General features: G+C 65.0%; 18 protein-coding genes. 12 read left to right on the top strand and 6 right to left on the bottom strand.

The features are described 5' to 3' along the window. Nucleotides 1–4: 4 nt before the first annotated feature. The 6 genes from tssI to tssH all read right to left on the bottom strand — a co-directional run bounded on the left by tssI (nt 5) and on the right by tssH (nt 8,198). Complete coding sequence (gene tssI / locus RHIBR816_RS0121820; RefSeq protein WP_018238728.1) at nt 5–2,332, bottom strand: type VI secretion system tip protein TssI/VgrG; 2,328 nt, start codon at nt 2,330–2,332, stop codon at nt 5–7. Nucleotides 2,333–2,362: 30 nt separating this feature from the next. After that, nucleotides 2,363–3,172 (bottom strand): hypothetical protein, encoded by an 810-nt coding sequence (locus RHIBR816_RS0121815; protein WP_157628222.1) that lies wholly within the window; start codon nt 3,170–3,172, stop codon nt 2,363–2,365. 112 nt (nt 3,173–3,284) lie between these two features. Then, complete coding sequence (locus tag RHIBR816_RS0121810; RefSeq protein ID WP_084811143.1) at nt 3,285–4,367, bottom strand: hypothetical protein; 1,083 nt, start codon at nt 4,365–4,367, stop codon at nt 3,285–3,287. After that, nucleotides 4,345–4,827: a Rap1a/Tai family immunity protein gene (locus RHIBR816_RS34495; protein WP_018238725.1), complete on the bottom strand. Its 483-nt coding sequence runs from the start codon at nt 4,825–4,827 to the stop codon at nt 4,345–4,347. Before RHIBR816_RS34495 ends, RHIBR816_RS0121810 begins: the two co-directional genes overlap by 23 nt. A gap of 68 nt (nt 4,828–4,895) precedes the next feature. Next, nucleotides 4,896–5,372, bottom strand: a complete 477-nt coding sequence (locus tag RHIBR816_RS0121800; protein WP_018238724.1) for a type VI secretion system tube protein Hcp — start codon at nt 5,370–5,372, stop codon at nt 4,896–4,898. A gap of 39 nt (nt 5,373–5,411) precedes the next feature. Next, nucleotides 5,412–8,198: a type VI secretion system ATPase TssH gene (gene tssH, locus RHIBR816_RS0121795; protein WP_026187285.1), complete on the bottom strand. Its 2,787-nt coding sequence runs from the start codon at nt 8,196–8,198 to the stop codon at nt 5,412–5,414. 232 nt (nt 8,199–8,430) lie between these two features. On the opposite strand from tssH, the gene tssA reads away from it, so the two are divergent. The 12 genes from tssA to tssM all read left to right on the top strand — a co-directional run bounded on the left by tssA (nt 8,431) and on the right by tssM (nt 24,781). Beyond that, nucleotides 8,431–9,468, top strand: a complete 1,038-nt coding sequence (gene tssA, locus RHIBR816_RS0121790) for a type VI secretion system protein TssA (protein ID WP_245262646.1) — start codon at nt 8,431–8,433, stop codon at nt 9,466–9,468. 79 nt (nt 9,469–9,547) lie between these two features. After that, complete coding sequence (gene tssB, locus RHIBR816_RS0121785; RefSeq protein ID WP_018238721.1) at nt 9,548–10,069, top strand: type VI secretion system contractile sheath small subunit; 522 nt, start codon at nt 9,548–9,550, stop codon at nt 10,067–10,069. 100 nt (nt 10,070–10,169) lie between these two features. After that, nucleotides 10,170–11,648: a type VI secretion system contractile sheath large subunit gene (gene tssC / locus RHIBR816_RS0121780; protein ID WP_026187284.1), complete on the top strand. Its 1,479-nt coding sequence runs from the start codon at nt 10,170–10,172 to the stop codon at nt 11,646–11,648. A gap of 62 nt (nt 11,649–11,710) precedes the next feature. Further along, nucleotides 11,711–13,102, top strand: a complete 1,392-nt coding sequence (gene tssC, locus RHIBR816_RS0121775; RefSeq protein WP_018238719.1) for a type VI secretion system contractile sheath large subunit — start codon at nt 11,711–11,713, stop codon at nt 13,100–13,102. Then, a complete protein-coding gene (locus tag RHIBR816_RS0121770) occupies nt 13,099–13,929 on the top strand; it encodes a type VI secretion system accessory protein TagJ (RefSeq protein ID WP_018238718.1) in 831 nt (276 codons plus the stop codon). Before tssC (RHIBR816_RS0121775) ends, RHIBR816_RS0121770 begins: the two co-directional genes overlap by 4 nt. Further along, a complete protein-coding gene (gene tssE / locus RHIBR816_RS0121765; RefSeq protein WP_018238717.1) occupies nt 13,922–14,434 on the top strand; it encodes a type VI secretion system baseplate subunit TssE in 513 nt (170 codons plus the stop codon). Before RHIBR816_RS0121770 ends, tssE begins: the two co-directional genes overlap by 8 nt. Further along, nucleotides 14,427–16,208 (top strand): type VI secretion system baseplate subunit TssF, encoded by a 1,782-nt coding sequence (gene tssF / locus RHIBR816_RS0121760; RefSeq protein WP_018238716.1) that lies wholly within the window; start codon nt 14,427–14,429, stop codon nt 16,206–16,208. Before tssE ends, tssF begins: the two co-directional genes overlap by 8 nt. A 13-nt stretch (nt 16,209–16,221) precedes the next feature. After that, on the top strand, nt 16,222–17,241 hold the full coding sequence (gene tssG / locus RHIBR816_RS0121755; protein ID WP_018238715.1) for a type VI secretion system baseplate subunit TssG: 1,020 nt from the start codon (nt 16,222–16,224) through the stop codon (nt 17,239–17,241). Continuing rightward, complete coding sequence (locus tag RHIBR816_RS34490; protein WP_018238714.1) at nt 17,231–18,430, top strand: FHA domain-containing protein; 1,200 nt, start codon at nt 17,231–17,233, stop codon at nt 18,428–18,430. The genes tssG and RHIBR816_RS34490 overlap by 11 nt, the downstream gene beginning before the upstream one ends. Further along, the gene (gene tssK / locus RHIBR816_RS0121745; RefSeq protein WP_018238713.1) at nt 18,427–19,767 is read left to right on the top strand and encodes a type VI secretion system baseplate subunit TssK; all 1,341 of its coding nucleotides are present in this window, start codon (nt 18,427–18,429) and stop codon (nt 19,765–19,767) included. Before RHIBR816_RS34490 ends, tssK begins: the two co-directional genes overlap by 4 nt. Then, nucleotides 19,764–21,299: a type VI secretion system protein TssL, long form gene (tssL, locus tag RHIBR816_RS0121740; protein ID WP_018238712.1), complete on the top strand. Its 1,536-nt coding sequence runs from the start codon at nt 19,764–19,766 to the stop codon at nt 21,297–21,299. The genes tssK and tssL overlap by 4 nt, the downstream gene beginning before the upstream one ends. Further along, the gene (gene tssM, locus RHIBR816_RS0121735) at nt 21,296–24,781 is read left to right on the top strand and encodes a type VI secretion system membrane subunit TssM (RefSeq protein WP_018238711.1); all 3,486 of its coding nucleotides are present in this window, start codon (nt 21,296–21,298) and stop codon (nt 24,779–24,781) included. The genes tssL and tssM overlap by 4 nt, the downstream gene beginning before the upstream one ends. Nucleotides 24,782–24,787: the final 6 nt, after the last annotated feature.

Below are 24,787 nucleotides of genomic sequence, written 5' to 3'. Positions count from 1 at the left end.
TCGATCAACCCTTGGCCGTATTATCCGATGAGGTCGGCGAGGCCTCCGCGAGACCTCCCCCGGGTTTATTCAGATCGACCACCCGCCCATTGATCTGCGTCGGCCCGGATGCCGTGAAATTGAAGTTGGTCCCAAGGATGATGACAGTTCCATCCTTGCGCATGATGAACTTAGACGCGCCGCATTCGATGACGAATTCCTCACCGACGATGGTCTTCTTGAACTTGCCGATATTGGACATCTCTGTCTGGCCGACATTGGTGATCTTGCTCATGCCGATCTGCTCGACCTGAGCGACCCCAACGCTGGTCGATTGGAAGGATTGCACGATCGTGTTCATGATGCCGGACATGGGGAAAAAGGCGCCGGCAGCCTCCCCCATGCCAGTCCCCGAGGCTGCGAGATTGGTACCTGCGTCGCTGCGGGGATTAGCGCCGGCCACGACGCCGTCGCGGGACTTCAGGCCACCTCCGGAAAGGAACCCAAGGGCGGATTGGGCCAGCGTTATGCCGAAAGATGCCAACGCAGGCCCACCACCACCGGCAACTGCACCGGCTTGCTGCAAGAGATTGGCGGTTTGCCCCGCCAGGCCCGCGACCCCCATAAGCGTCTGAAGCGCGTTCCCGCCCGTACCGCCCACCACCGTGTTCATCGATCCGCCGATCTCGTGCTTCTGGTTGCCGCCGACCTCGACGGCGCGGTTGGCGCCGATCGAGGCGACCTCGTGCCGGTCGATGCGCTTGGTGCGGTCGTTCAACACCCGCGTCGTCTGGTCCTTCTGGGCGTGGAAGAACTGGTTCTCCTTGCCCGCCTCATCCTCGAAGGTGATCTCGTTGAAGCCTTGGCCCTTGTGCGTGTTCGAGCGCAGCACCATGCGGGTCTTGTTGGCCGGCAGGTCATAGGGCACCGGATTGGCCGGGTTCGGCACGACGCCGGTGACCAGCGGCCGGTCCGGGTCGCCGTCGACGAAGGCGACCATCACCTCCATGCCGATGCGCGGGATCACCTGCGCCCCCCAGGTGCCGCCGCCCCAGCTTTGCGCCACCCGCACCCAGCATGTGTCGGAGCCGTCCTTCTTGGCCTTGCGGTCCCAGGGGAACCACAGCTTGATGCGGCCGTATTTGTCCGGGTGGATCTCCTCGCCCGGCGGGCCGGCGACGATCGCAACTTGCGTGCCTTCGATGCGCGGCCGCTTCGTCTGCCGGTGCGGCGTCATCGGCACGCGCGCCGGCACCGCCTCGAATGTGTTCGAATATTCCGGGTCGTTGGAATTCGTCTCATAGGAGCGGTCGACCACCGTCTGGCGCATCGAGACGATCACATGCTCCTCGTAGGCGTGCTCCGGATGGGCGACCTCGTAGGGGGTGAAGCGGCGGCCGACCTCGATGACGCGCGAGGTGGAGCGGCCGGAGACGCGGTCGTGGTCGGCCTCGCTCGCCTGCATCCTGAGCTTCTGCGCCCGCTCGGCCTCGGCGACGGTCGATATCCGCGAGGGATATTCGTAAAGCTCGCGCTTCATCGCATCGGGCATCTGCACCAGCGACGGCGTCGCATTGCCCGGCACCATGCGCGGTGTCTCGAAGTTCCAGTCGGCGCCGGCGCGCTGGCCGGGCACATAGGAAAAGCGCCGCGACCAGTCGTTGATGTGGTTGCGGTCGGACGAGCCCTGGGCCAGCCGCACCCGGCCCTCGCCTTGCGCCGAGGCGGACGGCTTCGCCCAGGAGATGGCGCTGTCGGCGACGTTCAGCCGATGGCTGCCCTGCTCATGGCTGAACCAGAAATAGAGCCCGTCCTCCTCGAAGCGGCGCAGGAGATAGTCGAGATCGGTCTCGTTCCACTGCACCGAATAGTGCTGCGGCGGCGGCCGCGAGACGATGCCGGAGACGTCCGGGGCGGGAATGCCATGCTCGGAAAACAGCGTCTCTACGATGTCGACCGCGGTCTTGTCCATCCAGATGCGGCAGTCGGAGCGGCGCGACAGGAGCCACATCTGCGGCCGCAGCACCAGCGAATAGGCGCGCAAACCGCGGCTGACGGGTGGGCCTTCGTTGAGCTCGGTGACGAGCCCGTTGAACGGACGGCGGACGCCGCCGTCGTCTTCCTCGCCCTGCTGCACCTCGATCGACAGGTCGACGAGCCGGCCGATCAGTTCGTCCGGCTTCACCGCCTCACGCTTGGCGCGCACCGACAGGCGGATCTCGAAGAGCTTCGACACGGCCTCTTCGATCTCAACACGCTCCGGCAGCAGCTGGTCCTCGCCGAGCGGCGAGGAAACCTTCAGGATGCGGCTTGCCTGGATGAAATCAGCGGCAAAGGATTGAAGATCGTCCATATCATCAAGTCCTGTCATGGAAGCGGTCGGTCACTGCTGTTGCGGCCGAGGATGCGTTTCGAGATAATCCGCCAGCGCAGAGAAATACACTTGCAGCATTTTGGTATTGGCCTCATCGGACACTTGCACGTAACTGTCGACAAGCGCCTGGCGCTTGGCTTTTCCGCCAGAACTTCGATAGAAATCCAACAGGACCGACAGATCTTCGGAAGATAACGTCGCCAGGACAAAACTGAGCCGCCCTTGTTCTTCCAGGCGCGCCACTTCCTTGGCAACCGGCTTTTCGTTCTCGTTTCTGGACCGCAGCGATGCAATGACATGCGGCGTTTCGGAAGAGGACGCCAATTCCGCGGCGCTCGGGTCGGAGAACGCCTCCATGGCGGCATATATCAGCTGCGACGTGAAGGCGGTCTCGACGGCAAGCTCCGGCGCCGCCATCAGATCGGTCAGCTCACGGATACGGGCGCCATTCTCCGGATCGGCAAGACGCGATTCGATTTCCTTTGCCGCAGTCTGGTCCTGCGCTTCATGGATCCGCGCGATCTTTCCGCGGCCCTCTTCGAAGGCCGCGGCCGCCCTGGCGAAGGCCTCGGGATCGACGGACCCGCCATCGGCCTCTCCGACATTCTCCATTATCGCGGCGCCCATGCTTTCTGCGTCGAAGGCGGAGCGAGCCGCAGTTTCGAGCAGGGGTTCAGCCTGCGAGACATCGGCATTTCCCCGCTCGGCGACGGCCTTCGCGACAATCTCGAGCGCCGCGGGCGTACCGGAGAGACGCAGGCTCACCTCCTCGATCTGAACGAGAGATTTGTCTATCGAGCTCGATGCACCCGCAACCACGGGAGCGCATCCGGTCACGACACACGCCAAGACCGGCAGTATCAGCCGGCGAAGGCGGCCGTTCGATCCGAGAGACTTTGAGAAACGAGCAATCAACGTCATCCGCCCCGTCCTAGATCATCCGGACGTCGGTCAGTTGCTTGGGGCGCGCATCGGCGGAAAGGCGATTGATGATCTGCTCGGCTTTCACCAATTGGTCGCGGCCCGTCGGGTCGATCAGGATCTTCTCGGCAAAGTTCTGCTGCGGGTAAAACGGCGAGCCGCCGAAAAGACGGCTGAGCGTGTCGATGCGCTCCCTGACCGCGGACCCGATATTGGAATATTCGATGCGCGTGCCCGGCTCGAAGGGCTGCAGCAGCTTGCCGGTCAGCCGGGGCGCGGTTTCTCGAGGATAGTCAGCCGCCGAGGGCATTTGCGCAATGGGCTTCCTGGCGAGCACGAGTTCCCGGGCGGTGCCCGGCACGCTGCCGCCGGTCGGCGGTACGAATGTCACGAGCTGATCCGAATCCATGACGGCGCTCATGTAGAAGAGCAGTTCCATTTTCTGGGACAGCCTCGATTCATCGACGCGCCGGGCGGCGGGCGGATTGGCGAAGGGCGTCTTGCCGACCAGTTCGGCAAGCTTCAGCTTGTCGGCCTCGGAGATCGACCTGTCGTCACGCACGCCGGCGGTGAAATCATGCACGCAGATGTGATTGATATTTATGAAGTCCTCGATCTGCGTCATGAAATTGATGGCGGTCGGCGCGGACGCAATGGGGGCGCTGCTGGTCAGTTTTTCCGCAGCGCTGGTGACCTGCTTGCCGGCGAGCTTCTTGGCCTCATCCAGGATGCCGCCGAGTGCAAACATCACCGTCTTGCTGCTGGCAGCCGCATGCATCAGGTCGAAAGTGCGATTGAGATTGTTGTTGCAGATCACGCGGAGCGCCGCGCGACCCGCCAGCACCCGCAAGGAGGCTGTCGCGAAAGCGGCCATCATGACGCTGCCGGTCAACACGGAAGCCGCGAACACGAACAGCTCCGCCGTCATTTTGTCGCGCGCTTCCTGTGCCTTCAGCGTCCGCTGGAAATTTTGCAAGGCGAGGTCATAGGCCCGCACATAGGGGTTGGCGACGTTCGACTGCCATTGGGACTTGTATTTGGGCAATTCCACAAGAGTGTTATTCAAACGATCAGTTGCGGACGACACGTTCATCTCCCTTGTCCAAACTGCGGATAGTGTTCCGCGATCCCGTGACGACGGCTTGCGAACCGCACGGAAACGACTGCGCCAGCGCCTCGCCCACCAGCGTCGCGGCGTTCTCGTCGAGCCGCGCGGGCGGCAGATCGCCGAGATAGGTATGGATTCGGTCGGTGAGTTCATGCGGGAGGACCGTTCCTGCTCCGCACCATCGCGTTCCGCTGGTGGCGTCGGCGATGCCGGCGACGTAAGCGTTGCCGCGCGCGCTCGAAAGCATCCGTCGGGTCTCCTCGTTCGACGCCTCAGGCGCCAGCCTGCCTTCGAGTGCCGCTTTCAGTTCCGCACCGCTGAAAATCCAATTTCGCGCCTCGTCGCCGGCCAAGGCGGACGTCGAAAGCATCATGGCGGCGACGGCGCAGCCGCCCGAAAGCAGGCGGACTGCACAACGGATCGCTGGACGGTGTGTTGGAGACATGAACGCCTCATCGAAATGACAAAGGATGCCGCCGGCGCGAATGTCGCGCCGACGGCCGAGGCTTGCGATCAGGCGGCCTTGGTGGTCGCCAGATCGTAGGAAGCGATCATCGGCGACTGCGGCGAGTGGTTGTCGTCATACGGCGTGTACTTCACTTCGAGCTTGGTGAAGTTGAGCTTGATCGTCTCGACCGGGCGGTCGCCGTTGGAATCGATCGAGTAGCTGGCGATCAGCGTGTTGGTCAGCGAGTACTCGATATAGGTGTCGCCCGGATTGCCGGTCGTCACCAGGTGGATGACGGCGCGCTTGCCGGTGCGGCCGGAGCAAGCCTCCTGGAACAGCTTCGTCGATGAGGAATCGCTGACCTTCGTCAGGATCACTTCCGAAACCGTCGGCTCGGAAGCCTCGCGGTTGGCGGCAGAGCCGGCGGAGGTGTTCATGTTGCGCGAAACGTTCCAGTGGATCGCTTCGATGTCCATCCACTTGCGGTGCTGCTCGTGGGTGGCATCGCCCTGAATACCGTCGATCTGCAGGTAAATCGGCATGCTTGACTCTCCTGTTGGGATTGCGTTTGCCCTGTCGCTTCAGGGCGCGGTTGCCTTCCGGGTTTTCGCCGCTGCCGGGCGATCAACGTCCGGGGCTGCTTCATTCGCTCCTCCTCTCCGGGACGGGGCGAATTCTGGTTCCGCCTGGCCGGCATCGGCGGCCGAGACGGTGAAATGCGCTCCATCGAAGCCGATCTCGACATGCGCCACCTTGCGCTTGCCGGCGATCAGATCGAGGAAGAAGGTCGAAAGGACCGGCAGCAGGTCGCGGGCGATCATCACCTCGATGGCGCGCGCCCCCATGTCGGAGGACCTGGCGCGCGAGACGAGCGCGTTACGTGCTTCGAAGGAGAGCGACGCCGTCGTGCCATAGGCTGCCGCCAGCCGATCGCGAATGCGGCCGATCTGGATGTCGACGATGCCCGATAGCGCCTCGCCGCCAAGCGGCATGAAGGGAAGGATGGTCGTGCGGCCGAGGAAGGCGGGCTTGAACTGTTTCCCGAGTTCCGGCAGCAGCAGGGTTTCGAGCGCTTCGCCCTCCGGCATCGTTTCGGGATCGGCCGAGAGCGCCGCCAGCAGTTCCGAACCGGTGTTGGCGGTCATGAAGATCGTCGTGTTCTTGAAGTCGATGTCGCGGCCTTCGCCGTCGCGCAGCGTTCCCTTGTCGAATACCTGGTAGAAGATCTCCTGGACGCCCGGATGCGCCTTGTCGATCTCGTCGAGCAGCAGCACGCCATAGGGCCGCCGCCGGACCGCCTCGGTCAGAACGCCGCCCTCGCCGTAACCGACATAACCGGGCGGAGAACCGAGCAGCATGGAAACCTTGTGCTCCTCCTTGAACTCCGACATGTTGAGGGTCGTCAGGTGCTGGCTGCCGCCGTAGAGGATGTCGGCGAGCGACAGCGCCGTTTCGGTCTTGCCGGTGCCCGACATGCCTACCAGCAGGAAGACGGCCGGCGGCTTGCGCGGGTCGGATAGCCCTGCCCGCGCCGCCCGCATGGTCGAGGCGATGCGCCCGATGGCGAGGTCCTGGCCGATCACCCGCTCCTTCAGCCGGTCCTCCAGCGTCTTGACCGTTTCCACCTGATCCGACAGCAGCTTGCCGACCGGTATGCCGGTCCAGCGGGAGACGACGCTCGCCACCACGTCGCGGTCGACAATCCGCGGCACGAGCGGCGTCTCGCCGGTCAGCGCCGCGAGCCTCGCCTCCGCCTGGGCAAAGGCCTTGCGGGCGTTCTCGGGCGATTGCTCCACAGGCAATTGCGCGACATTGGAGCTAGTCGGGGAGCCGCCCGGCTCCCCGTTCACGGCCTGCCCGGCCGGCGCGGGCTCGCCGGAGAAGGCGGCCTCGAGCCGGTCGACTTCGCCGAGCAGCCGCAATTCCTCGGAGTAACGCGCCTCCTGCGCGGTGATCTCCTCGCCGATGCGGCGCCGCTCTTCAGCGATGCGATGGAGCCGCGCGGCGATTTCCGGCGTCCGCGGTTCCTTTTCGAGCCAGGCTGCTTCGTGGCCGATCAGCTCCTCTTCGTTCTTCAGCGCCTTCAACGCTTCCGGCGTGGTCTGGCGGGCAAGCGAGACGGCGGCGGCGGCTGTGTCGATCAGGCTGATCGCCTTGTCCGGCAATTGTCTGGACGGAAGAAAGCGGGCCGACAGCCGGACCGCCGCGGCAAGCGCCTCGTCGCGGATGCGAACCCTGTGATGGGCGGCGAAGGTCCCGGCCACCCCGCGCAGCATCCGGATGGCGGTTTCCTCGTCCGGTTCATGCACCTGGACGACCTGAAACCGCCGGGTGAGTGCCGTGTCCTTCTCGACATGGCGCTTGTATTCGCTCCATGTCGTGGCGGCGATGGTGCGCAATTCGCCGCGCGCCAAGGCAGGCTTCAGGATATTGGCGGCGTCGCCCTGGCCGGCCGCTCCGCCCGCCCCGATCAGCCCATGCGCCTCGTCGATAAACAGGATGATCGGCTGCGCCGATCTTTTCACCGCATCGACGACGCCGTGCAGGCGCCGTTCGAACTCCCCCTTCACGCCGGCTCCGGCCTGCAGCAAAGTGAGATCGAGCAGGAGCAGGCGGACGTCGCGCAGCCTCTCCGGCACGTTGCCGGCGGCAATCTCCAGCGCCAGCGCCTCGGCGATCGCCGTCTTTCCGACGCCCGCTTCGCCGACGAGGATCGGATTGTTCTGGCGCCGCCGCATCAGGATGTCGATCACCTGCCGCAGCTCGCTGTCCCGGCCGATCACCGGATCGATCCGGCCGTTCGCCGCATCCGCCGTCATGTCGTGCGTGTAGAGGCGCAGGAATTCGTCCTCTCCAGCCGAGCCGGCCGCCTGGGCAACCGGGGAGCCGGCCGGCATGTCGTCCGCCGCCACCTCGTCGGCGACCAGCAGCGCATCCAGGGCTTTCACGTCGAGGTCACGCAGCGACGGCACGATGGCGCGTACGACGATTCGCAGCGACTGCTCGCCGTGAAGTGCCGCAAGAAGATCACCGACACCGACGCTTGGGCGGCCGTATTGCAACGAAGCGACGAGCCAGGCTTCGCGGGCGAGCGTCAGCAGGTTCGGCGAGAGCGACAACGCCGCCGAACCATCGCGATGGACGTCGTCGATCGCTGCGTCCAGTTCCTGGCGCAACGCCCCGGCGGACAGCCCCACTTTCCCGAAGACCGTCACGGTGTCGCCAAGATCCAGCAGGGAGCGCAACCAGTGAGATATATCAACGGTTGCGTGCTGCCGGCGCGCCGCCAGGGAGGCAGCCGCCTCGAGGCCAATGCGCAAGCTCGGCTCGAGGGTCCTGATCAGACGGTTGAGATCGATGTGCGACATCCAGAAGTCCTGCATTCCCGTCAAGCATCAGAGCAACCATGAGATGCGGGCAGGACAACTACGGCGATTGCCTGGAGTTGTCCAGACAGAATGTAAAAAAATCAGCAAAACCCCTACAATCTATCTGTCTTTCATAAATTCGTCATATATCGGACACGGTTGACAAGACATATTGCCGTCATCAATGTGCAATTCTATATTTCCTCATTCAAATTCGAGAGGGTTGGTATCGGTGGCGAACCGAAACATTGCCGCAGCACTAGAAGAAAATCGACCATGCGGAGAAAATCTCCGCGTTAGTGCTGTCGGAAAGGAAATATACTTTAGAATTAAGGATGCTCGAAACGCAGCACGAGCGGCTGAACGAGGTATTGTGCCAGGGGAAAAGCTTGGCCTTTCGCCAGCTTGGGTTGATGTCAGCAACCTCGGGATGCAGATCCTTTCTTCGATGAGCAAGGATCTCGAAGTATTGGCATGGCTGGCAGAGTCGCAATTACGCTTGCACGGCTTCCATGGGCTTGGCGAAATCTATGCGGCGACGGCCGCGCTCATGCGCAACCATTGGGAGCGGCTGCATTCGATCGGCGACGAGCCGGAGGAACGCTTTGCGCCGCTGGCCGGCCTCAACGGCATCGGCAGCGAGGGCACGATCATCCAGGCGCTGCGGCTCGTCCCGCTCGTTCCGGGCGGCAAATTCGGACAGTTTTCGCTTTGGGATTTCCAGCTCAGCTTGCGCAGCGGCGAAAGCGAGCGGCGCGAGGAATTGCAGGAAGCCGTCGACCGCGCCGGCCGCGAAGCCATGGCGGCCTATCTTGCCGATCTCGAGCAATGCATCGCCGATTTCGATGGGCTGACCGCGCTGCTCGACGAGCGTTTGGGCGACGCAGCACCGCCGAGCTCCAACACCCGCAACGTGCTTCTGGAAGCCGCCGCGGCGATCCGCACCCTGGCCGCAATCGAAGCGGCCGATGCGGCTCCCGCCATGGAGGAGGCCGCTGTGCCGGCCCTCGAACAGCGGCCGATCGTCGTCGGGGCCCATCGCCGCAACGGCATAGCGTCGCGCGAGGAGGCATTCGAACTGCTCCTCACGGTCGCGCGCTACTTCCGCAAGAGCGAGCCGCATTCGCCGATTTCGCTCGCCATCGAAACACTGGTCAGACGCGGCCGCATGGATTTTTCCGAGCTGCTCGCCGAGTTGCTGCCCGAGAAGAACACCCGAAACGCCGTGCTGACCGCAGCCGGCATTCAGCCACGGACAGAGGGAAGCTGACTGCGCCCGACCCGGGAAAGCGGCGTCGGTAGCGGCCGGACAACAAACAGTTTTTGAGATCGCATGAAGGAGAATTCCAATGGCAAGTGTGCATGAGAAACTGGAGCGGGTTCGCAAGCCCCGGGTCCATATCAAATACGAGGTGGAAACCGAGGGGGCGATGGTGGTCAAGGAACTGCCGTTCGTCGTCGGCGTGCTCGGCGATTTCTCCGGCGATCCAACCGAGCCGCTGAAGCCCTTCGGCGAGCGCAAGTTCGTGCAGATCGACCGCGACAATTTCGACGACGTCATGCGCCGCATGACGCCCGGCCTCAACATCACCGTCGACAACACGCTCCAGGGCGATGGCTCGCAGCTGCCCGTCTCGCTGAAGTTCGAAAGCATGAAGGACTTCGAACCCGGATCGATCGTCAACCAGGTCCCGGCGCTCAAGGCGCTTCTCGATGCACGCAACGAGTTGCGCGACCTGATGAGCAAGGCCGACCGTTCGGAAGAGCTCGAACGCCTGCTCGAAGGCATCCTGCAGAACCGGGACGATCTTTCGAAGGTGGTTTCCGAGCTCTCCGGCAAGGAAAGCGGCGGCAAGGATCCCGCGAACTGAGGCCTGGCGGCATGCCCGTAAACGGGCCGCCCATTACCCATCAGGAGCGGGCCGCGACCATCGCCATGACCCTGATGCGCTTTTCGAAAGGATCGACATGATGAACGCCGAAACGCAGCTCAAGGCCAAGGGTGAGGCCGTCTATGCCGAGGACAACCTGTTGTCCAAGGTGGTGGCGGCAACCCGCCAGACGGAGCCCGACCGGGCACAGGACCTGTTGCGCACCCTGACGGACCAGGCCCTCAAGGGTACCGTCAAATATGACCGCAACCTCACCATCACGCTCAACAGCGCCATCGCCGAGCTCGACCGCACGATCTCCCGGCAGCTGGCGGCGATCATGCAGTCGCCGGAATTCACCAAGCTCGAGGGCACGTGGCGGGGCCTCCACTATCTCGTCAAGAACAGCGAGACCAGTGCCAACCTGAAGATCCGCGTTTTGAACGCCTCCAAGCGCGAATTGTCAAAGGATCTGGCGAAGTCGGTCGAGTTCGACCAGTCGCGCCTGTTCAAATCCATCTACGAGGACGAATTCGGCACGCCCGGCGGCGAGCCGATGGGCGCTATCGTCGGCGACTACGAATTCGACAACTCCTTCGAGGATATTGAATTGCTGCAGGGCGTCTCCTCGATCGCCGCGGCCGCCTTCGCCCCGTTCATCTCGGCCGCGAGCCCGCGCATGTTCGGCTTCGAGGACTATCGCGAACTGTCGAAGCCGCGCGACCTCGAGAAGATCTTCGAAACGGTCGAATATGCCAAGTGGCGGAGCCTGCGTGAAAGCGACGATTCGCGCTTCGTCACGCTCGGCCTGCCGCGGGTGCTGGCCCGCATGCCCTATGGTCCGAAGACCAGCGCCATCGACGAGTTCGACTACGACGAGACCGGCGGCTCGCGGACCGGCGAACTTGAGCATGACGCCTATTGCTGGATGAATGCGGCCTATGTCATGGGCACGCGCCTCACCGAGGCCTTTGCCAAGAGCGGCTGGTGCACGTCGATCCGCGGCGCCGAAAATGGCGGCAAGGTGGAAAACTTGCCGATGCACATCTTCTCCAGCGACGACGGCGACCTGGACCTCAAATGCCCGACGGAAGTCGGCATCACCGACCGCCGCGACGCCGAGCTCGGCAAGCTCGGCTTCCTGCCGCTCTGCCACTACAAGAACACCGACTACGCCGTCTTCTTCGGGGCGCAGACGACGCACAAGCCGAAAATCTACGACAAGCCGGAAGCAACCGCCAATGCCGCGGTTTCGGCGCGCCTGCCCTATATGATGGCGACGTCGCGCTTTGCCCATTATCTCAAGGTCATGGGCCGCGACAAGATCGGCTCCTTCATGGAGGCCGAGGATTGCGAGACCTGGCTGAACCGCTGGATTTCCAACTACGTCAACGCCAATGACGACGCCGGCGAGGAGTCCCGCGCCAAATACCCGCTGCGCGATGCCAAGGTGACGGTGCAGGAGATTCCGGGCAAGCCCGGCTCCTACAATGCGGTCGCCTGGATGCGCCCGTGGCTGCAGATGGAGGAACTGACGACCTCGCTGCGCATGGTCGCGCGCATCCCCTCGAAGAACTGATCGGAGATGCGCCCGGACCGCGACAGCGGCCGGGCGCATTCCGCCTTCAGCACGTGGCAGTCATGACCGATGCATCGAGCATTTGGCGGCGGCGCGCCGATCAGTTGATCACCCTGATCGATGACGCGCTGAACCGCCAAGTCAACGCGATCCTGCACCATCCGAGCTTCATGGAGATGGAGGCGAGATGGCGCGGCCTCGCCATGCTGGTGCGCGAATCCAGCAGGGCCACGGATGTCAAGATCAAGCTCCTGAGCGTCGACTGGCGGAGCCTGGCGCGCAGCATGGAACGGGCGGCGGATGTCGACCAGAGCCATCTTTTCGAACTGGTCTACAGCCGCGAATTCGGCATGCCTGGCGGCGAGCCCTTCGGCCTCCTGATCGGCGACTTCCATTTCTCGCCGAGCGATCCTTCCGGCGGCGATGCGGTCGGGACGCTCGGGCAGATCGGCATGGTCGCCGCCGCCGCCTTTTGCCCTTTCGTTGCCGGCGCTTCGCCCCGGGCGGTCGGGCTTGAGCGTTTCGAGGAGCTCGATCGGGTCCATGAATTCTCCTGGCTCGAGCACGACCCGCAGCGCCTGCGGTGGAACAGTCTCCGCCGGCGCGACGATTCACGCTTCATCGGCCTCGTGGCGCCGCGCATCCTCATGCGCCCCCCTCTTCAACCCCTGTCGCGACGACGCAGGGACGGTTTTCCCTTCCGGGAGCATGTCGCCGCAGACGGTTCGACCCTTCTCTGGGGAAACGGCGCCTTCGCCTTCGCGATGATCGTCATCCGCAACTTCATGGAGTCGGGATGGTTTGCGGATATCCGCGGCGTCAGCCAGGACGCGCTCGACGGCGGGATGCTGGCAAGCGGCCAGTTGCCGCCCTATGATTTCGCAACCGAGAGCGAGGGCCTGTCCGCCCAACCGCCCGTCGAAGTTCGGCTCACCAGCAGCCAGGAACAACAGTTCTGCGATCTCGGGATCATCCCGCTCGCGACGACCTATCTGTCGGCGGCGGCGATCTTCAATTCCAACCAGTCGCTGCACGCGCCGCAGAACTTTGCCGACGAGCACGCCCGCCAGAATGCGAAAATCGCTGCGATGCTTCAATATGTGCTCTGCGCCTCGCGCTTCTCGCACTATCTCAAGGTCATCATGCGCGACGACATCGGCCGGGTGACCGATGCCCTGTCGATCCAGCGCCGGCTGGAGGATTGGCTGTCGGGCTATACGCTCGGCAATGACGACGCAGACCTCGATCTGAGAGTCCGCCGGCCGCTGCGCTCGGCCGGCGTCACCGTCGACGAAGTCCCCGGCAAGCCGGGAACCTATTCCTGCACGATCCGGCTGCAGCCGCATTTCCAGCTCGACGACGTTTCGACGAGCTTCCACCTGATTGCCGAAACCGCCAGCGGCGGCCAGCCCGCGCCGCGTTCCTCGGCCCCGATGCAAAGGATGTTCGCATGACCCTCGCCGCCAGCGTCGCGCAGCTGATCGCCGACAATGCCCTTTTCGAGGCGATCGAACGGCTGAAATCGCACCTGAAGACGGCACCGGCCGACAAGCCCGCCCGACATCTCTACATCGACCTTCTGATTCTTGCCGGCGAATACGGTCGTGCTGACGCCCAGTGCAATCTGGCGTCGAGCCTCGCCCCGGAAGATATGATGGGGTTCGGGGTCCTGCGCAACCAGTTGCGCGCCATGGCGGCACGCGACGCCTGGTTTGCCGATGCCGCGGTTCCGGAATTTCCGCAAGGTCCGAGCGATCTCGACAAGCTTGCAGTCCGGCTCGGCCTCGCCCACAGGGCCGGATCCGCCGAGGACGCCAAGGCCGTCCTCGAGGAACTCGACGCGGGACGTGGCGAACGGTCCTTTTGCTGGAACGGCAGGCAGGTCGCGGACATCCGCGATCTCGACGACCGCATTCCGCATGCGCTCGAGGTGATCATGAGCGGCGGCGCCTATCTCTGGGTCGACATCGCCAAGATCGCCTCGGTGACGGTCGAACCGATTGCCCGGCCGCGCGACCTTGCCTTCCGGCGGGCGGAGCTGACGCTCACCGACGGAGCCAGCGCCCCCGTCCTGCTGCCGGCCATCTATCATGGCACGGCCGGTGACGAGACCCTGTTCCTTGGCCGGCAAACCGAATGGGTCGCGGAGGGAACCGGCATCACCACCGGTCGCGGGCAGCGCTGCCTGCTCGTCGGTGACGACGTCGTGTCGTTCCATGACGCGATCACCCTTGCCGCCGCCGAAAGCGGCGATGCAGTCAGGGGCGTGGTCCATGGTTGATCCTCTGGAAAGGTACCGCGCGGGCGAGCGCGTCCTTGCCCGGTCCGTCCTCGACCGTCTCGTCGACAATAGCCCGGACCTCAAAAGCGACCCGCCGGTCAGCCTGGCAGAACAGGTGCGCGAGATGCGCGAGGCGATCCGCCGTGACATCGAGGCCCTGCTGAATACAAGGCGCCGTCCGAACTCGCCGCCGGCGGCGCTCTCCGACCTCGGCGACGCACTCGTCAATTACGGCGTCGACGGGATGGTGTCGGCGAACCTCTTCACCGACGAGGCGAAGGCGCGCTTGGCGCGGATCATCGAAAGACGCATCGCGACGTTCGAGACCCGTCTTGCGCATGTCCGCGTCACGATCCTCAAGAACCGGACGATCACCGACCGCGCCTTGCGGCTGCGCATCGAAGCCAGCTTCCGGCTGATCGACGGCATGCCGCCGATCAGTTTCGAGTCGGTCATCGACCCGTCCACCCAGCGCTTCCTGGTGGCGGGAGCCGCCAATGGCTGACGGCTTCCTTGAGCGCTATAGCGATGAACTTTCGGCGCTGCGCCGACGCGCGGCGCGCTTTGCCGATGCTTTTCCCAAGATCGCCGGGCGCCTGCGCATGACCGAAGACGTCGCCGACGATCCGCATGTCGAGCGGCTGATCCAAAGCTTCGCCTATTCTGCCGCGCGCGTCAGACAGAAGCTCGAGGACGAGTTCCCGGAGCTGACCGACGGGCTCATGGAAACGCTCTATCCGCACTACCTCGCGCCATTGCCGTCGATGAGCATTGTCCGGTTCGAACCGGGCGAATCGCTGGCGTCGCTGCAGACCGTGCCGCGCCACACGGAAATCATCGCCGAGCCGGTGCGTGGCGAGTCCTGCCGTTTCCGCACCACCCAAGATGTTGAGGTGGCGCCGATCGAGATCGTCGCCGCGTCGCTGACCGGGCAACCGATCAGCGCCCCTGTAGCGCCCTTTGCCGGTACCGCAAGCTGCCTCCGGCTGTCCATCCGCTCGCGCGACATGCGCCTCTCGCTGAGCGAGATCGGCCTCAAGTCGCTGCGGCTCCATATCGCTTCTCCCTGGCAGCAGGCCGTCTCGCTCTACGAATTGCTCGTCAACCACACGCTCGGGATCGCGCTGGCCCGTCATGCCGACGACACCGCACCGCTGTTCCTGCCGAAGTCGAGGTTGAAACCCGTGGGGTTCGAGGCCGATCAGGCGATGCTGCCCTATCCGAGCTCGAGCTTCAGCGGCTATCGCCTGCTGACCGAATTCTTCGCGATGCCGCGCAAGTTCCTGTTCCTCGATATCGACGGGCTCGACGCCTGGCGCGGGCACATCCTCGACGTGTTCATCTATCTCGACGCCGGAGACAACAAGCTTGAACGGACCGTCACGGCGAGGGACTTCGCCCTCAACGCCACGCCCGTCGTCAATCTCTTCAGGCAGACTTGCGAGCCGGTGCCGCTCGATGGCGCGCGCACCGAATATCCGCTGCTGCCCGATGCGCGTCGCCAGACGACACGGGAGATCTATGCGATCGAAAGGGTGCTGCTCACCGGATCACAGGGACAGGAGGAGGTTTGCCAGCCCTTTTTCGGCCGCAGCCAGCGCGGCGGGCCCGCCTCGGTCTACTGGCAGGCTTGCCGTCGTTTCGACGAGGATGACGGGACGTCGGACATGGAGATCGCCTTTGTCGATCGGACGCGCGATACAGCCGGCATCGTCGATGCGGTCGCCAGCGTCGATGCGCTCTGCCTGAACCGCAACATCCCCGAGCAATTGCCCTTTGGCGGCGGTCACCCTTACCTGCAGCTGGCCGTCGGCAGCGAGGCGGTGTCCTCGGTTCACGCCCTTCTGCCGCCGACCGCCTCGGTGAGGATGAGCCAGGAACAGGGCCGCCAATGGCGGCTGATGTCGCATCTGCTCTTGAACCACCTGTCGATCTTCGACAACGAGGGGGCTGCGCTCAAGGATATTCTGTCGCTTTACGCCTTTCGTGACAGTGCGGAAACGCGGCAGCTGGTCGACGCGATCGCCGGCATAAGAGCGCATGCCTCGGTCGCGCGGGTGAAGGGCGGCGGCATGGTGCCGGGGACCGAGATCGCGCTTGAATTCGACCCTGCCGCGATCGACCGGGCTTCCGCCTATCTTTTCGGCGCCGTGCTCGATCGGTTCTTCGCGCTTTACACCTCGCTCAACAGCTTCACGCGCCTCACCGTCTCGCTGAAGGGACAGTCGACACCGATTGCCCGCTGGCCGGCCCGCGCCGCCGAGCGACCGCTGCTCTAGGGGTGACCGGCACATGGATACGCCTTCGCCGAAGACAGAAGCGCTTGCCGCACTGCTCGAGACCGACCCGGGCCGGTTCGAGCCGACGACGGCTTTCCGTGTTGCGGAGCAGGCGGCAGATGGCGGCCTCGATGTCCGGGCGCATGCCGGCGTCTCGGTCGCGCCGCTGGCGGTCAGCGGTTTTCGCCGCAGGGAAGGCAAGGCCTCGGTCCAGAGCGGCCTGGCGGCGCTGACTGGGCCGGTCGGCTCGATGCCGCCCTTCTACAACGAACTGGTGATGCGCGAGGAACGCAACCGGTCGCGCGCACTCGCAGCCTTCTTCGATCTCTTCAGCGCACGGATCAGCGAACTCTTCCTGGCCGCCGGCGAGAAATACCGGATGGCTCGCCGCCTGCGCTGGAGCCGGGGCCGCCACGGCAACGCGTTCCTCACCAGCCTGTTCGCGCTGACCGGGTTCGGCACGGCCCGTCTGAAAGAACGGAGCGGGTTCGATGACGACCTCATCCTGCGCTTCAGCGGCTTCTTCGCCGCCCGCACCCGCAATGCCGCCAATCTGCAGGCGATGCTTGCCGAATTCACCGGACTGCCGATCGAAATCGACCAGTTTCGCGGCCGCTGGCTGCCGATCCCCCTCGAGGAACGCAGCCGGATGCAGCCGGGAAACGGCCTGCAGCTCGGCGTCAACGCGTCGGCCGGCGCCTTCACACGCAATTTCAGCGGCAGCTTCCGCGTCGTGATCGGACCCGTCGACTATCCGGACTATCTGGCGCTGACGCCGGGAAGCCGCAGCCTGGCGGAGATCTTCTCGCTGACGCGCCTCTATGTCGGGACGGGCCTCGACTTCGACATCCAGATCATCCTGAAGAAGGAGCAGATCCCTCCGTGCCGGCTCGGCGACCGCAACGAGCCCGCCAGGCTCGGCTGGAACAGCTGGGCCCGGATTGCCCCCGCTGCACGCGACAGCGGCGACGCGGTCATTCCCGAACCGCGGCCGGTCAGCGACAACGGAAGGATGGTCGGCGATGCGGCTTGAACTCAGGCAGATCTCCGGAGAGCCAGTCCGCGCCGGCGCCGAGGGCTGGAGCTTCGAGCGGGGCCGCAGAACGCTCGGACGCGGTGCGGATTGCGACTGGCAGGCGCCCGATTCCCGGCGGCTCGTTTCCAAGCTGCATTGTACCATCGAGCGCGATCGCAACGGCTTCATCCTGCGCGATCAAAGCGCCAACGGTTCGAGCGTCGACGGCGTTGTCTTGCGTGAGGGCGATACGGCCCGCCTGCGCGACCAGTCGCGGATCGAGTTCGGTGAATGCGCCTTCACCGTGAGGATCAGCGGCGAAGCCGATCTCGAGCTCGATGATCCGGATGCGCGATTGGCGCTCAGCGACGAGCCGCTGACAATTTCGTCGATCCTCGCCGACATTGCGCCAGGCGGGCGCACGGGCAATGGAATTCTCGGCCGGCGCGACGCCGACGCCTGGACGGATGTCGTTGCGCCGCGAAGGGAGCCGGCCGGCAAGTCGTCACGCAATGTCGAGATCGGCTGGGACGGCCCGCCGGCGATCGAAACCGCCACGAGGCCGATCCTGCCCGACGACTGGAACGACGATTTCGACAACAGCAACCGCTACGAGCACCAAGCCGCAACCCACGTCCCGGTTCCGCTCGGACGCCCCCGCCGGAAGCCGATGCTCGAGACGGACATCGCGGAGACGGCCCCCGTGCCGGACGGGACCGCGTCGGCCGTATCTCTACCCGTCGCGGCGGCATCTGTACCGGGTGCGCCCTCAGCCATGCTGCGCCAGCTCGAACAGTTGCTCGACCGGATGGCCGAGGCGATCGATGGCGCCTATTCGACCTTCGATCTCGATCCGCCGGTGCCGGGCGAGGAAAGCGATTTCCTTGCCGATGATCGAGAGGGTGCGCTGACCCGGCGCTTCAACGGCCTCATAGAGCGCCAGGTCGACTTCAACGACCGGCTGCAGCGGCTGGTGCGCGAAACAAGCCGGATGCTGGAGCCGCGCACGCTCGAAGCGCGGGTCGACGCCGAACCGCGCAGGCTGCCATGGTTGAGCGACCGCAGCTACTGGCAGGCCTACCGCGCTCAGTTCGAAAGGGAGAACCGGCAGCTCTCGCTGCTCGAGTTCTTCCGCGATGCGATGCTCGAACATGGCGAGAGCCACCCGAGCGCTGATACCACAGGAAGGACAGGTCCCAAGACATGAGAAACGAAAACCGGGTGGCCTGGAGCGAAGGAATGTTCCTTCGCGTGCAGCATTTCCAACAATCCGATCGCTGGACGGAGCGGCTCGTGCGCACGACAAGCCGCCATCTCAGCCCCTATCCCTGGGGCGTTGCGGAAATCGGCATCGATCGCAGCGCGCTGGCAATCGGCCAGTTCGCGCTTTCGAACCTGCGCGGCATCATGCCCGACGGAACCCCTTTCGAGGCACCCGTCGATACCGATCTTCCGGCTCCGCTCGCGCTCGACGAGTCGACCCGCAACGCGATGGTCTATCTTGCGCTTCCAGCCCGCCAGCCCGGAAAGCCGGACATTGCGCTGAACGGCAGTGCCGGCCCCAATCACGTTCGCGTCGTCGCCAGCCATTACGAGGCGCCGGACGCCAATATCGACGCCGACTTCCTGGCGGAAATCGATGTCGGCCGCCTGAACCTGCGCTACCTCAAGACGGGTGACGACCTTTCCGGCTACGATCTCATCGGCCTTGCCCGCATCATCGAGGTGCGTTCCGACAAGGCGGTGGTGCTCGACCCGGACTATATCGCGCCGAGCCTCACCTGCGCGGCCGTGCCACGTCTCGGCGAACTGATCACCGAACTTCTCGGCATCGTGCGGCACCGGGCCGAGGCAATCGCCGAGCGCATCGGCGATCCGACCGTGCGCGGCACAGCCGAAGTCGGCGACTACTTCCTGCTGCAGATCCTCAATCGCGCCGATCCGATGCTCAAGCACATCTCTGTCAACGCGACCCGGCTGCATCCGATCGTCTTCTACGAAGAGTGCATCCGGCTCGCCGGCGAACTGGCGACGTTCACGACGGACAGCAAGCGCGCCTCCGATTTTCCGCCCTACCGGCACGATGATCTGAAAGCGACCTTTGCCGCGGTGTTCGACGACCTGCGCCGTTCGCTGTCGTCGGTGCTGGAGCAGGCCGCGGTGCTGATCGACCTTGTCGAGCGTCGCCACGGGGTGCGCGTCGGCACGATCAACGACCGTTCGCTCCTCGCCGATACCGGCTTCGTGCTTGCGGTGCGCGCCGACATGCCGGCGGAAGAGGTCCGCCGGAAGCTGCCCGCACAGATCAAGATCGGCCCGGTCGAGCGCATCGCCGACCTGGTCAATGTGGCGCTCGCCGGCATTCCGGTGCGGCCGCTGCCGGTGCTGCCGCGCCAACTGCCCTATCGCTCGGGCACCGTCTATTTCGAACTCGACACCAGCAACCCGCTCTGGAAGCAGCTCGACACGTCGGGCGCCATCGCCCTGCATCTGGCCGGCGAGTTTCCGGGCCTTGAAATGGAACTGTGGGCGCTAAGAGAATGACCAAGGAACGTTCTTCCTCCTGGCAGGACCTGCCCACCGTCGTCGAGATCACCGAGGCAGGGACCCGCAAGGCGAGGTCCGCCCGCAAGATGGCGGAGATGCTCGACGACATCGTCGAATTCGAGAGTGCCAGCGACGCCGCGAGCCCGCCCTCGCCGCGCGGCTCTCCGGTGGCGTCGCTGGTCGAGGCGTTCGATTTCGGCGGCGACGGCATTCCGACGCTGGTCAAGTCGGGCGCACCGCTCATCAATCTCGCCCACGCCCTTCGTCATGCCGACGTCCAGCCGGACATCGACGAGCTTCGGCGGTCCGCCCTCGGAGCGATCAATCGCTACGAACGCGACCTTGCCGCCGCACGCATCAGCCCCGAGCGCGCCCGCGCCGCCCACTACATCGTCTGCGCCACCGTCGACGACGTCATCCTCAGCAAACCGTGGGGCGTGCGCGCCGGCTGGGCCCGCTCCGGTCTCGTCTCGACCTTCCACATGGACGTGACCGGCGGCGACCGCGTCTTCGATCTGCTCGACCACTTCCACCAGAGTCCCGGCACCAACAAGGACCTGCTGCTTCTGATCTATCTCTGCCTGTCGCTGGCATTCGAGGGGCGGACGCGGGTGTCGGATCGCGGCACGCTGGAACTCGGGCGCATCCGGGATAGCCTCTACAAGACCTTGCTCGGCCAATACGGCGTGTTCGAGCGGGAATTGTCGCCGCACTGGCAAGGGGTGCAGGCGCGTCACAAGCCGTTGCGCACCTCCGTCGCCATGTGGACGCTGCTGTCGGCGCTGGTCCTTGTCCTGGCGCTCGGCTACATCCTCGTCACCTTCTCGCTCAATGGCCGCTCCGACGCCACCTTCGAGCGGCTCGCCAATCTGCCGCCGCATGAAACGCCGAGCCTGACGATCGAGGCGCCACGGGCGAAGGCCGAAGCGCCGCGGGTCGTCGCGGCGCCGCCGAAGCCGCCGGAGCCGAAACCGCCGGAGCCGCCACGGGCGCCGCCGCGAAGCCGCCTCGACAACCTGCTCTCCTTCCTGCAGCCCGAGGTCGACCGCAAGCTAGTGACGCTGTCGGATGCCGACGGCCGCCTCCTCGTCCGCATCAACAATTCGGGCCTGTTCGATGTCGGAAGCGCCGAGGTCAGCGCACCGTTTCGCGGCCTGCTCGAGCGGATCGGCGGGGCGCTTGCCGCCGAGCGGTTCCGCGCGATTGTGATCGGCTACACGGACAATGTGCCGATCCGAACCGTGCAGTTCCCCTCGAACTGGCATCTTTCGGAAGCGCGCGCCAAGGCCGTCGGCGACATTCTCGCCGCCTATACCGGAACGGATGCGATCATCACCGACGGACGGGCCGACAGCGACCCGATCGCCGGCAATGAGACGCCGGAAGGCCGCGAGATGAACCGCCGCACCGAGATCCTGGTCCTGACCGATTCGGGCGAGCGGTTGGACGCGGCCCGCATCCCGTCGACGCCTGCCACAAATGCGCCCGTCCAGGAAAACGGCACGCTCCCGGAAAATAGAACGCCATGAATCCGCTCAGCTATTTCTATACCCTCAGATCCTATGTCGACTCCTATGCGGGACTGTTGGGCCGGCGGTTCCTGTCGATCATCTGGGTGGCGGCGATTTGCGTCGTCATCTGGTTCTATGGCTATCTTCTCGCATTCGGCGACTTCAAGCCGCTGGCGAGCGTTACTGCCCGGCTCATCGCCATCGGCCTCGTGCTTGCCGCCTGGGCAGCCTATCTCGCCTATTCCTTCTACCAATCCCGCAAGCGCGATGCCGAACTCGTCGGCGATCTCGCCAAGGACGCCGGTGCGGACGCCGCCGCCAGCCAGCAGGCAGAGGTCGCCGAGATCCACGGACGCCTGAAGGAGGCGCTGGCACTTTTGAGGCGCGTAACCCGCAAGCGCTTCGGCTACGTCTACGAACTGCCCTGGTACGTGATCTTCGGCGCCGCCGGCTCCGGCAAGACGACGGCGCTCACCAATTCCGGACTGAAGTTTCCGCTAGGCGACGCGCTGGGCAGCAATTCGGTCCAGGGCGTCGGCGGCACTCGGAACTGCAATTGGTGGTTCGCCGACGAAGCCATCATCATCGACACGGCCGGCCGCTATACGACCCAGGACGATCTCAACGGTGCGTCGAAGGCCGGCTGGGAAGGCTTCCTGAACCTGATGCGCAAGTATCGGCGCGCCCAGCCGGTCAACGGCGTACTGGTGACGATCTCGATCGCCGATCTCAGGATCCGCGACCAAGAGTCCCAGATGGAGGAAATCCGCGCCATCCGCCAGCGGCTGTCGGAACTCGACGGCCTCCTCGGGGCGCGCGTGCCGGTCTATGTCGTCCTCACCAAGGTGGACCTGCTCACCGGCTTCGTTGAATTCTTCGACGGCTTCAGCAAGACCGACCGGGAGCAGGTATGGGGCATGACATTCGATCTCGAGGCGAGCTATCAGGCCGCCAACCTAGCCGACCGCTTTCTGGAGGAATTCGCTCATCTGCAGAATCGCGTCGACGCAATGCTCATCGAACGGCTTCAGCAGGAGCCGGACGCCGAGTCGCGCGGCCGCATCTTCCGCTTTCCCGCCGAACTCGCAGCTCTCAAGGACCGGCTGCACGAGGTGCTCCAGGAACTGTGCTCCGGCTCCAAGCTGGTCGAGGCGCCTTTGTTGCGCGGCCTTTACCTCGCCTCCAGCACGCAGACGGACGAAAAACCCGTCGCGTCGCGCCTGAAGCGAAGCTATTTCCTGTCGCGCCTCTTCCGGGAGGTCATCTTCGCGGAAGCGTCGCTGGTGACGCGCGACCGGCGGCTTTCGCGCCGGCAGTTGCTGCTGCGCCGTGCCGCCTATGGAGCGGCGGCGGCAGTGCTTGTCGTCGTCCTCGGCAGTTGGGCGGCGACCTACTGGCGGAATCTCGACGCGCTCTCCGATGCAGAACGGCGGCTGAACGCCTATGAGGAACTGGCGCGCGGCGTATCCGTGCGCGACGTCTCGGATGCCGACTTCCTGCGTATCCTGCCGGCGCTCGACGAGCTCAGGAACGTGCCATCCGGTTTCGCGCAGGCCGGCTTCTGGCCGGTGAGCTTCGGTCTCGACCAGGAAAGCAAGCTCTCCGGGCGCCACCGCGACGCTTACCAGCGGGCGCTCACCGCACTGCTTTTGCCGCGCATGCTCGTGCAACTGCAAAAGGAGATAAAGGCCGGCGGCACAACGCTCCGGACCTTCAATGCGCTGAAGCTCTACGGCATGCTGGGGGGTCTGGGCCCGCTCGACCGGGAATTCGTCTCGCGGCAGAGCGAGGACATGTTCGCGGCGGCCTATCCGGGCGAGGGTCGCGCGCCGGCGCGACAGGCGCTGCTCGAGCATGTCGAGGCCATGGCCGCCGGGACCCTGCCGCCGATCGATCTCGACGAACGTCTCATTGCGGAGGCCCGCGAGAAGATCCGCGCTCAGGGGCTGGCGAGCCGGGCCTACGACATCCTCACCAATTTCCGGCAGGCGCGTGCCCTGTCCGGCTGGAATGCCGCCGACGCCCTCGGACCTTTGGGGGAACAGGTCTTCACCCGAACCTCCAAGGCGCCGCTCCGCCAGGGGATTTCGGGCCTGTTCACCGCGAACGGCTACCGCACGGTTGTGCTGCCCCGCCTGGGCGATGCGGCACGCGAGGCGCTCGACGAACAATGGGTCCGCGGCGGAACGGTCAGTCCGGCCCCGCAGACCGTCGACGGCGTTGCCGAGGCAGCGCTGCAGCTTTATTTCGACGCCTTCCAGAAGCAGTGGGCAAGCCTGCTTTCCGACATCCGCGTCCGCCCCTCGCAAACGCCGGCCGAGGCGACCGAGACTGCACGCATTCTCGCCAGCGACGCCAATCCGGTCGAGGCGGCGGCAAGGTCGATCGCTACGGCGACGGACTTGCGGGTGCCGACAGGCGGCGAGCTGGCCTCGGCAGCCGATGCGGCGAATGGCGCGGTGACCGCGGCCTTGGCCAGCACCGCCAATACGCCGGATCCCTATGCCGGTCTCCGGGCAGCCCTCGAACCGCCCCGGAACGCCGATGCCGCGTCAGGCGGAGCGGAAAAGGAGCCGCCCCGCACCCAGGTCGAGTCCCTGCGGCCGCTGCTGCAGGCCCTTCACGGCCAGCTCTCGCGCACCTCCACCGCTTCGGCAGAAATCGCACAGGTCTTCGACGCCGGCAGCCAATTGACGAGCGCCAACCAGGACCTCTTGCAGGAGGCCCGCGGCCTGCCAGCGCCGCTCGACGCCTGGATGGCCGGCGTCGCGGTCGACGTCGCTTCGCTCGCCGTCAAGACGGCGCGCGCCCGCACCGACGATCTCTGGGCCGCCGAAGGCGCCAGCCTCTGCTCGGGCATCGTCTCCGGTCGCTATCCCTTCGACCGGAATTCCCCCCGCGATGTGCCGATGGGAGACTTCGTTCGCCTGTTCGGCCCGGAAGGCCTGTTCCAAACCTTCTTCAAGGAACGTCTCGAGGCCTTCGTCGACACCAGTTCAAGCCCGTGGGGATGGCGCGGCACCTTCGGCGCCGAGAGCATTCCCAGCCCCGGCATTGCCGAATTCGAGAAGGCCGACAAGATTCGCCGGGCCTTCTTCCCGGCTTCCGCCACCGAACCGGCGATCTCCATCAAGATCAAGCCGCTCTCGCTGTCGCAGTCCTCAAACGCCGTGATGATGGAGATCGGCGGGGAACGGGTGGTCTATTATCACGGGCCGATCCAGGCGAAGTCGATTTCCTGGCCATCGAGCCAGGGCAGCAATGTCTCGCGCGTCGCTTTCCAGCCCGGCGGCTGGCAGCAGGCCACGACCGAAAGCGGTGACTGGTCGGCTTTCCGTCTCTTCGACCGGGCAGAGCTGAAGCAGGAGGGCGGCGATCTGTTTCGCGCACGCTTCGAAAGTCACGGGCAGGTGGCGGAATTCGAGGTGCAGTTCGGTTCCGTGCTGAACCCCTTCCGGCTCCCGGCGCTGGCGGATTTCTCCTGCCCCGTGCAGTTCTGAGGGGAC

This window comes from Ensifer sp. BR816 (genome assembly GCF_000378985.1).
Lineage (GTDB): Bacteria > Pseudomonadota > Alphaproteobacteria > Rhizobiales > Rhizobiaceae > Sinorhizobium.
The sequence above is the reverse complement of the archived record's forward strand: the minus strand, read 5'-3'. Positions and strand labels throughout refer to the sequence as shown.